We start from the raw sequence: 9136 nt of genomic DNA on the forward strand, positions 1-9136 counted from the left end.
GCCTCGCTGCTGGCCTACGCGGCGGTGATCTGGGCGATGCGGCTCGGGGCGATGGGGCCGGTCTCGGCCCTGCGCGAGACCAGCGTGGTCTTCGCCGCGCTCCTCGGCCGCGCCTTCCTGGCGGAGCGCCTGACCGCCGGCCGCATCGCCGCCTGCACGGTCGTCGCGGCCGGCGCGGCGATGATCGGCCACGGCTGACGCGCGGCGGAGGCTCAGGTGCCGGGTTTGGCCAGGGCGCGGGGCGCCGGGCTGACCACGCTCGACGCGTTGTTGCGGATCTCGTGGACGGCGAGCGCCCGGTCGCTCAGGCCGTCGGCGCGGAAGCGGAAGGTGCCGTCGACGCCGGCGAACCCGGCGCTCTTGGTCAGGGTCACGTCGGCGAAGCGCTGGGTCCCGTATTGCCGCGCGAGCGCCGCACTGAGCGAGACCGCGTCGTAGGCCAGCGAGGCGACCCGCGGCGGGCTCGTGCCGAACCGCGCCTGGTAACGCCCGGCGAAGTTGCCGAATCCGCCGGTGTCCGGCGCGGCGAAGCGGCCGCCCTGCAGGGCCGGCAGCGCGAAGAGCCGCGGCTCGTTCCACACCGCGGTGCCGATCGGCCGGACGCGGGACGGCGCGAAGCCGGCCTTGCTGAGCGCGGCCGCCACATTCGGCAGCCCGTCGGCGGTCTCGGGCAGGAACAGGGCGTCGGCCTGGGCGCCCGGTCCGGTGATCAGGCCGCCGAGGCGCGCGATCGCCGCCTCCGGCGCGCCGGGGGCGTAGCGTTCGATGCCGACGAGACGGGCGCCCTTGCGCGCCACCGCTTCGCGGAACTGCGCCTCGACGGCGTTGCCGTAGGCGTTCTCGGGGATCAGCGCGGCGAAGGAGCGGCGCCCGCCCGCGACCGACTCGTCGACGATCCGGTCGACCTCGGCCTGCGGGAGGAAGCTCAGCAGGTAGGTGCCGGGGCCGGCGACGCTCGCATCGGTCGAGAACGCGATCACCGGCTTGCCCGCGGCGCGCGCCGTCGCCGAGGCGGCCGCGACGTTGGCGGCGAAGAGCGGGCCGAGCACCAGCTCGGCGCCCTCGGCGATGGCGGCGCTCGTCGCCTCGCGGGCGCCGTCCGGCGAACCGCGGTCGTCGCGCACCAGGATCTGGAGGTCGGGCTGCTGGTATTCCTCGATCGCGAGCTCGGCCGCGTTGCGCATCGCCGCCCCGAGATTGGCCCCCTGGCCCGAGAGCGGCACGACGAGGGCGACCTTGACCGAACCGGTGCCGATCCGGCCCGGCGCCGAGGCGGCGGCCGGCGTCGAGCCGGGAACGGCGTCGGCGGGCGGTGCGAGGTCGGGAGCGAGTTCGGCCCGCGGCGGCGGCGCGGCGCGGACGGAACGCGCCCGGTCCGGAACGCCGATGCAGCCGGCAAGGGTGAGGATCACGGCGAGGGCGGCGCCGGCCCGGAGGGCGCGGGGCGGGACACATCGCGCCATCGCGAAACTTCCTTCCCGTAAAGATCGTCCACGCGGGATCGTGGCTCTGGCTTAAAGCGTGGACCCGAAAAGTAAACGCGCCGATGTCGCAGGATCGCGCGCGCCCCCGGAAAACACGAATCAGCGGGGGTTCGCGGCGGTTCGGCGGCCGCGAGCAAATTCCGCTCGGCGGCTTGACGTGGCAAGGTCCGTGCGATGACACAGCGAATCGAGCCCGCACGCCGCCCCCGCAGGGACGGGCCGGCCAAATCCACCGCGACCAAGGTTGCGACCTTCACCGCCTTCGGGCTGGCGACGGAAGCGGAGCCGCTCGCGCCGGGCCTGCACGTGGTGGCGACGCCGATCGGCAACCTGCGCGACGTCACGATCCGGGCGCTCGCGACGCTGGCCGCCGCCGACGCGGTGCTCGCCGAGGACACCCGCGTCACCCGGACGCTGCTGATGCACTACGGCATCACCACGCCGCTCGTCGCCTACCACGAGCATTCGAACGCCGCCGTCCGCGAGCGCATGGTGCGGCGGATGCTGGACGGCGAGGCGCTGGCGCTGGTGTCGGATGCCGGCACGCCGCTGGTCTCCGATCCCGGGTTCAAGCTGGTCCAGGCGGCGATCGAGGCGGGGATCTGCATCACGCCGATTCCCGGCCCGTCGGCGGTGATGACGGCGATCGTCGCCGCCGGCCTGCCGACCGACCGGTTCTTCTTCGAGGGTTTCCTGCCGCAGAAGGCCGGTGCCCGCCGCAACCGGCTCTCGGCGCTGGCGACCGTGCCCGGCACGCTGGTCCTGTTCGAATCGCCCCACCGCCTGCCGGAGATGCTGGCGGACGCGGCGGAGGTCCTCGGCGGCACCCGTCCCGCGGCCGTGGCGCGCGAGCTGACGAAGATGTTCGAGACGATCCGCCGCGGCACCCTGGCCAGCCTCAACGACACCTTCGCGGAGGAGGGCGCCCCGAAGGGCGAGGTCGTGGTGGTGATCGGGACCGCGCCGGACGAGGCCACCCCGGAGGAGGCCGATGCCGGCCTCGACGCGGCCCTGCGCGTCGCGCTCGCGCGGCACTCGATCAAGGATGCCGCAAGCCTCGTCGCCGACGAGACCGGGCAGCCGCGCCGCGCCGTCTACAACCGTGCGCTGGTGCTGGCCCGCGAGACCGATGCGGACGCCTGATGCCGCCCGCCGGAAGGCGACCGAACGCCGCGGGCGCCGGGCCGAATGGCTGGCGCTCGGCGCGCTGATGCTGAAGGGCTATCGCCCCTTAGCGATGCGGGTGAGCGCATCGGGCGGCGAGATCGACCTGATCGTGCGCCGCGGCGGCACCATCGCCTTCGTCGAGGTCAAGGCGCGCGCGACGCTGATCGAGGCGCAGGGCGCGATCGGCCGGGTCAAGCGACAACGCTTCTCGCGCGCGGTGCGGAGCTGGATCGCGCGGCATCCGTTCGCCGGGAGCCTGACCCTGCGGGCGGACGCGGTCTTCATCGGCGGACGCGGCTGGCCGGTCCACCTCGTCGACGCGTTCCCGATCGAGGGCCTGTAGCGGACGGTCAGGCGCGCGCGGCGCTGATCGCGCCGATGAGCGTGCGCTTGAGGTCGGCTTGGCTGAACGGCTTCTGCACCACCGGGCGATCGCGGAACGGCTCGCGGATGCCGGCGCCGCCGTAGCCGGTCGAGAAGATCAGCGGCAGGTCGCGCTTCGCGATCGCCTCGGCGACCGGGTAGATCGGCTCGCCGGCGACGTTCACGTCGAGGATCGCGACCTCGAAGGTCTCGCCCTCGGCCATCTCCAGGGCGGTCGAGAGGCGTGCGGCCGGGCCGACCACGGTGCAGCCGAAATCGAGCAGCATGTCTTCGAGCAGCATCGAGATCGCGGCTTCGTCCTCGACGACGAGCACCCGCTTACCCTGGAGAACGTCGTCGTTCGGTTCCGCGCTCACGCCGAGGTGTCTTCCTTGTCGATCCGCTCCGCTTCAACGGAACGTCGCCATGATGGCTGGTCGGATCCGATCGTCGCGCCAGGAGAACCAAGCGGGTACACCGGGCGGCTGAGGGGTCGCCCGGAACGCCGGTTGTGTCAAGCGTCCGGCGCGGGCTGTTCCGTCGGCAATGTTACACGGCGATACATTTCGCGATAGGGTGTGGCACGGTCCGCGTGAGGGCAGAACCCGCAATGGGCCGATCTTTTCCTGACACGACCGGATTTTTCCTGTGAGGGGTCGCCCCGTTCCGATCTGCGACCGCCGCGCCGTGCTGGTCGGCCTCGGCGCCGCCATCGCGGCGGCGCCCGCGCGCGGGCAAGGCGCGGTGGTGGTCGCCTCGAAGAGCGACACCGAGGGGACGCTCGCCGGCAGCATGATCGCCCTGTGCCTGGAGGATCTCGGCATCCCGGTGCAGCGCCGCCTCGGTCTCGGGCCGACGCTGATCGTGCGCTCGGCCCTGATGTCGGGCGATGTCGACCTCTATCCCGAATACACCGGCAACGGCGCCTTCTTCACCGGCACCGAGGGCGATCCGGCCTGGAAGCGGGCCGATGGCGCCTACGCCGCGATCGCGGCGGCGGATCGGGCCAAGGGCCTCGTCTGGCTCGGGCGGGCGCCGGCCAACAACACCTGGCTGATCGCGGTGCGGGGCAGCCTCGCCCGGCGCGAAGGGCTCGCCACCATGGCGGATTTCGCCGGGGCCGTGCGGCGCGGGTTGATCCTGCTCGCGGCCTCGACCGAGTTCGTCGAGAGCCCGGCGGCCCTGCCGTCCTTCGAGGCGGCCTACGGGTTCTCGCTGCCGATGAACCGCATCATCAGCCTGCCCGGCGGCGACACGGCGGTGACCGCGCGGGCGGCGGCGCAGGGCATCAGCGGCGTCAACGCCGGCATGGTCTACGGCACCGACGGGGCGCTCGACGCCCTCGACCTGACCGTGATGAGCGATCCGAAGGGCGCACAGATCGTCTACGAGGTCGCCCCGGTGATCCGCGCCGACACCCTGGCGCGCCACCCGCGCATCCGCGAGAAGCTCGATCCGGTGTTCGCGCGCCTCGATGCCCATACGCTCCGCCGGCTCAACGCCCGCATCACCGTCGAGGGCCAGGTCGCCGAGACGGTGGCACGGACGTTCCTGCGCGACGCCGGCTTCATCGCTTGACGCCCGCAACGGAGGATCGACGCGGGGGCATCGGCCCGCCGCTGTTCGCCGCCGCCTTCCTCGGTGCGGTCTACGGCCTGCCGCTGCTGCGCATCGCGAAGAACCGCCTCGTCGTCGGCGAGCCGGTCTACGCGCTGGACGGCCTCGGGGCCCTGCCCGGATTCGGGCCGGAGATCGAGGCGGTGGCCGGGCTCGTGCTGGGCGCGGTGCTGCTCGCCCGGATCGGGCGGACGCGGATCGGCGTCGGCGCCGCCACCGTGCTCCTCGCCCTGGCCCTCGCGCTGCTGATGCTGGCGCTGGGCAGCACGGCCGGGGACCTTCTCGCCGGCGAGCCGCCGGCCGCCCGCGCCGGCCTCGCCTCCGGTGCCTGGACGGCGCTGCTGCTGCTCGCGGGCGGGCTCGCCCACCTCGCCCGCCGCATGGCCGTCCCCGGGCTCGGGGGCGCGCTCGCGGCCGCGTTCCTGGGCTTCGTCGCGCTGGCCGGCTCGACCGGGACACTCGGGAGCCTGTCGCTCGCCGTCGAGTTCGCGGCGCGCAAGGACGCGGTCGGCGAAGCCCTGGTGCGGCATCTGCTGCTTTCGGGAAGCGCGGTGCTGCTGGCGGTCGGCGGTGCCGTGCTGCTGTCGCTGTGGCGACGCGGGCAGGGCCTCGTCGAGGTGCTGGTCGGCGGCATCCAGGTGGTGCCGGCCGTGGCCCTGCTCGGCGCTCTGGTCGCCGTCGCCTCGGGCCTGCTGCGGGCGGTCCCGGCGCTCCGCGAGGCCGGCCTCGGTGCCCTCGGCCCCGTGCCGGCGGTGATCGGCATCGCCGCCTATCTGCTGCTCCCGCTGTGGCGCGGCCTCGCCCTGGCGCTCGCAGCGCCGGACCCGGCGACCCTCGACGCGGCCGAGGCCCTCGGCCTGCCCCCACGAACGATCCTGTTCCAGGTGCGGCTGCCGATCGGCGCCGGCATCCTGCTCGGGGCGCTGCGCGTCGCCTGCGTCCAGGGGATCGGGCTCGCGACCCTCGGGGCGCTGGTCGGGGCCGGCGGCCTCGGCGGCATCGTCTTCGACGGCATGGCGCAGTTCGCCCCGGACCTGATCCTGCTCGGCGCGATCCCGATCGTCGCGCTCTCGCTCGTCGTCGAGCGGACCTTGAGCCTCGCCGAGGATCGCTGGCGCGGGACGCCGGCATGACCCGGCTGCGTGCCCTGCGCCCGGCCCTCGGAGCCGGCGCCGCCGGCCTCGTGCTCGCGTGCTTCAGTCATCCGACCGTCGCCGCGGCGATCGTCTCGGCGCTCGGCGAGACGCCGCGGCGGGCGCTGCCGCTCGACCATCTCGGTGCGCTCGCCCTGCACCACCTGATCCTCGCCGGGACCGGCCTCGTCCTCGTCGCGATCACGGGAATCGGCCTCGGGATCCTCGCGACCCGCCCCGGCGCGGCCTCGGTCCGGGGCGGGATCGATACGCTGGCCGCCGCGGCGCAGGCGGTGCCGCCGGTGGTCGTGGTGGCGCTCGCCCTGCCGGTGCTCGGCTTCGGCGGCCCGCCGACCCTGCTGGCCCTGGTGCTCTACGGCATCATGCCGACGCTCCGCGGCACGGTCGGCGCCCTGGAGGCGGTGCCGGCGGAGACGCGCGAGGCGGCCAAAGCGCTCGGGCTCACCGCCCGTCAGACCCTGACGCGGATCGAGCTGCCGCTGGCCGCGCCCGCCATCGTCGAGACCTTGCGCACGGCCCTCGTCCTCGCCGTGGCGACCGCCGCGGTCGGCGCGCTGGCCGGCGCCGCGACGCTCGGCACGCCGATCGTCGCCGGTCTCCAGAACCAGAACACCGTGCCGATGCTCCAGGGCGCCGCCGCGACGGCGGCGCTCGCCTTCCTGTGCGACGCGCTGATGGTCGCGGCGGCAGGCCTGCTTCGCCGCTGATCGCCTCCTCGACGACGAAGCGCGAATCCAATAGGCCCGAATAGGAAAATAATCTACGTGAGGTACGCGACGTCCACCGGCTTCGTCGCACGCGAAGTCGGCTTCGGTCTTTTGGGAGGGCGTGTGCGGATCACCTACGGTACGCATGCCCTCGGCAATTTGGTGGATCGAGCACTGGAGCGCGTGTGGATCGAACGCACCGTGGCAGAGCCGGAAGAGACCGAGACGGACCCGAAGCACCCGGAACGAAGACGGGCCTATCGCTCGGTGCCGGAGCGCGACGGCAGGATGCTGCGCGTGGTATACGTGCCGACCGAAGATGGCGTGCACATCGTGACCGCATTCTTCGATCGCAGCCGGAGGCGCTCACGTGAAGTCGCGGTATGACGCTAAGACCGATGCGCTCTACGTGCGCTTCGCGGATGCCCCCGTCGTCGAAAGCGAGGAAGTCCGTCCCGGCCTAGTCCTCGATTTCGATGCCGCCGGTCGGATCGTGGCGGTCGAAATCCTCGATGCATCGGAGCACCTGTCCACCGGTGCGGACCTCCGGCACCTGACGGCGGCCTGATCGCGGGAGCATTTCCGAGCGAGGTGGAAGCCCGCTCGCCGGAAGGACATGAGGCCGACCGGCGGTTCGGAGCCGCTCGCCTCGACGAGATGCAAGCGCCCGCTCTATTCGTCCTTGAACGACACCTTCGCCCCGCGGGCGACGTGGGCGGCGAGGTCGCGGGCGTTCCAGTTGGTCAGCCGGATGCAGCCGTGCGACTCGGTCTTGCCGACCTTCTCCGGCTCCGGGGTGCCGTGGATGCCGTAGGAGGGAATCGCGAGGTCGATCCAGACGAGGCCGACCGGGTTGTTCGGGCCGGGGCGGATCGAGAACTTCTTGCGGCTCTTGACGCCCTTGAAGCGGTACTTCGGATCGTAGGTGTAGAACGGGTCGAAGGCGACGCCCTTCACCTTGGTCTCGCCGCTCGGCGCGGGCTTCTCCTCGCTGCCGATCGAGGCCGGATAGTAGGCCAGAAGCTTGCCGTCCTTGCCGAAGGCGCGCACGTCGCGGCTGCCCTTGTCGACCTCGACGCGGTCGACCTTCGAATCCTGCGGCAGGTCCTTGGCCTTGGGCTTGTCGAGGCCCATCGGCGCGACGCCCGCGACCAGGATCACCGTTCCGGCCTTGTCGAGGGGCTTGTCCGGGTTGAGCTGGCTCAGCAGGTCGCGGCTCATGTGGAAGCGCTCGGCCAGCATCTCGCGCGGGTTGGTGTAGCTCATCGCCTTCAGGTCGGCCTGGGCCTCCATCTTCGGCGGGATCGTCTCGACATAGGGACCGGCCGCATCTGCCTCGGTGATGGTGTAGTCGGCGACCACCGGATCGCCGCCGGTGGCGGCGAGCTTGTCGAAGACGTCCTTCGTCAGCGTCTTCGTCGCGGGCAGGCCCTGCGCCACGGCGTAGGCCGAGAGCGCGCCCTGGAGGTTCTCGCCGTCGCGCCCGTCGATGGCGCCGGGGAAGAACCGCGCCCGGTCGAGCAGCACCTGGACCTTGATCGTCAGCGGATCGGGCCGGTCGTTCGCCTTCGCGGCCCCCGACGACTTCGCCTCGTCCTTCTTCGCATCCGTCTTCGCATCTGGGGCCGGCTCGGCGAAGGTCGCGTCCTGGATCGCCTGCGCGCTCGGCGCCGCGGGCTCGTTCTTGCCCGACGCCTTGGCCGGCTCCTTGTCCGATGCGGCAAGACCCTGGCCCGCGAGGCAGGCCAGGACGACGGCCGCGAGGCCGGTCCGCATCGTCGATCCGCACGTCATGGTCGAGGCTCCCGGAGCCGATTCGCTCCACGCGATCAAGTATCGGCGAAGCGTGAGCGTTCCCCGCCAAACGGCACGGCGGCATCAGGTTTCCGCGACCGCCCTCACTGACACAGGCGGTGCCCGGCGTTGCGCTCGCGCTCGTCGAGATGAAGGTGGTTGGCGTGCGCGGCGTTCGAGCCGGGGCCGAGCACCGTGCGGAAGAACCCGCAGGCCCGCGCCCGCACCGCATCGAGGAAGCGCCCCTCGGCCGAGCCCTCCGGCATCGCCCCGACTGCGATCGGCGGACGGCCGGCGAAGGTGAAGCTCATCACGTCGACGCCGTTGGCGAAGGCGTGCTCGCTGAGCTTGGCCTCGACGTCGTGGTTCTGCCCGCGGCACTCGTAGGACGTGCCGATCGCGATCCCGGTCAGCGGCTGCTCCAGCTCGCGCTCGGCCGCGACCTGCGCCTCGGTCGCCCAGCGCGCCAGCGCCTCGGCGGCCGCACAGGTCAGCGTCGCCGATTGCGGAAGCGCGACGTCGGGCAGCCCCGTCACCTTCAGCGGCAGCGGCGTGCCGCACTGCCCGTTGACGATCGCCGGCAGCGGCTCGAACGCCGCGCCGAGGCGCTTCAGCCTGACCCGGCAGGCGGTGTCGTCCGGCGCCGCGACCTTGAGGGCGAGCGCCGCCTCGCCCGACAGCTCGGCCGGGCGCTCCGGGGGGAGCGGCGGCGGCACCGGTATCTCGCCGGGCTTGTCGGCGGCCTTGTCGCCGGGCTTGGCCTCCGGCGGGACCGGCGGTGCGCCGGAGGACGCGTTCGGGACGAGGTCGGCCGGGCGTTCCGGCGGCCTCGGTGCGGGCGGCGCGACGG

At 73.0% G+C, this 9136-nt stretch carries 12 protein-coding genes; 8 read left to right on the plus strand and 4 right to left on the minus strand.

Translation table 11 applies throughout. From position 1 onward, the window contains the following. Positions 1-198, plus strand: a 198-nt coding sequence (locus tag FV230_RS19485; RefSeq protein WP_147843562.1) for an EamA family transporter, incomplete at its 5' end; no start/stop codon positions are given. 14 nt (positions 199-212) lie between these two features. On the opposite strand, the gene FV230_RS19490 is transcribed toward FV230_RS19485, so the two are convergent. Next, a complete protein-coding gene (locus FV230_RS19490; RefSeq protein ID WP_147843563.1) occupies positions 213-1463 on the minus strand; it encodes a penicillin-binding protein activator in 1251 nt (416 codons plus the stop codon). 195 nt (positions 1464-1658) lie between these two features. On the opposite strand from FV230_RS19490, the gene rsmI reads away from it, so the two are divergent. After that, positions 1659-2627 (plus strand): 16S rRNA (cytidine(1402)-2'-O)-methyltransferase, encoded by a 969-nt coding sequence (gene rsmI / locus FV230_RS19495; protein ID WP_147843564.1) that lies wholly within the window; start codon positions 1659-1661, stop codon positions 2625-2627. Continuing rightward, positions 2614-2994 carry a YraN family protein gene (locus FV230_RS19500; RefSeq protein WP_147843565.1) on the plus strand — a complete coding sequence of 127 codons (381 nt, stop codon included), beginning with the start codon at positions 2614-2616 and terminating at the stop codon, positions 2992-2994. The genes rsmI and FV230_RS19500 overlap by 14 nt, the downstream gene beginning before the upstream one ends. A gap of 7 nt (positions 2995-3001) precedes the next feature. On the opposite strand, the gene FV230_RS19505 is transcribed toward FV230_RS19500, so the two are convergent. Then, a complete protein-coding gene (locus FV230_RS19505) occupies positions 3002-3391 on the minus strand; it encodes a response regulator (RefSeq protein ID WP_147729180.1) in 390 nt (129 codons plus the stop codon). A 313-nt stretch (positions 3392-3704) separates the two neighbouring features. Between FV230_RS19505 and FV230_RS19510 the strand changes: the two genes are divergently transcribed. From FV230_RS19510 to FV230_RS19530, 5 genes are read left to right on the plus strand one after another with little or no spacing between them, the layout of a single operon-like run. Continuing rightward, positions 3705-4592, plus strand: coding sequence for a glycine betaine ABC transporter substrate-binding protein (locus tag FV230_RS19510; protein WP_246694927.1), 888 nt, complete (start codon positions 3705-3707; stop codon positions 4590-4592). Then, on the plus strand, positions 4589-5764 hold the full coding sequence (locus tag FV230_RS19515; protein WP_246694925.1) for a hypothetical protein: 1176 nt from the start codon (positions 4589-4591) through the stop codon (positions 5762-5764). Before FV230_RS19510 ends, FV230_RS19515 begins: the two co-directional genes overlap by 4 nt. Then, entirely contained in the window at positions 5761-6492 is a 732-nt protein-coding gene (locus tag FV230_RS19520) for an ABC transporter permease subunit (RefSeq protein ID WP_147843566.1), read from the plus strand. The genes FV230_RS19515 and FV230_RS19520 overlap by 4 nt, the downstream gene beginning before the upstream one ends. A gap of 57 nt (positions 6493-6549) precedes the next feature. Then, positions 6550-6879 (plus strand): DUF4258 domain-containing protein, encoded by a 330-nt coding sequence (locus tag FV230_RS19525; RefSeq protein ID WP_246694926.1) that lies wholly within the window; start codon positions 6550-6552, stop codon positions 6877-6879. Continuing rightward, the gene (locus FV230_RS19530) at positions 6863-7060 is read left to right on the plus strand and encodes a DUF2283 domain-containing protein (RefSeq protein WP_147729434.1); all 198 of its coding nucleotides are present in this window, start codon (positions 6863-6865) and stop codon (positions 7058-7060) included. The genes FV230_RS19525 and FV230_RS19530 overlap by 17 nt, the downstream gene beginning before the upstream one ends. A gap of 104 nt (positions 7061-7164) precedes the next feature. Here FV230_RS19530 and FV230_RS19535 read toward each other — a convergent pair whose 3' ends face one another. Both FV230_RS19535 and FV230_RS19540 read right to left on the minus strand, forming a co-directional pair. Next, a complete protein-coding gene (locus FV230_RS19535; RefSeq protein WP_147843567.1) occupies positions 7165-8268 on the minus strand; it encodes a L,D-transpeptidase in 1104 nt (367 codons plus the stop codon). Positions 8269-8390: 122 nt separating this feature from the next. Next, a partial coding sequence (locus FV230_RS19540; RefSeq protein ID WP_147843568.1) for an extensin family protein occupies positions 8391-9136 on the minus strand: 746 nt, incomplete at its 5' end.

Source organism: Methylobacterium sp. WL6, assembly GCF_008040095.1.
Classification (GTDB): Bacteria; Pseudomonadota; Alphaproteobacteria; order Rhizobiales; family Beijerinckiaceae; genus Methylobacterium.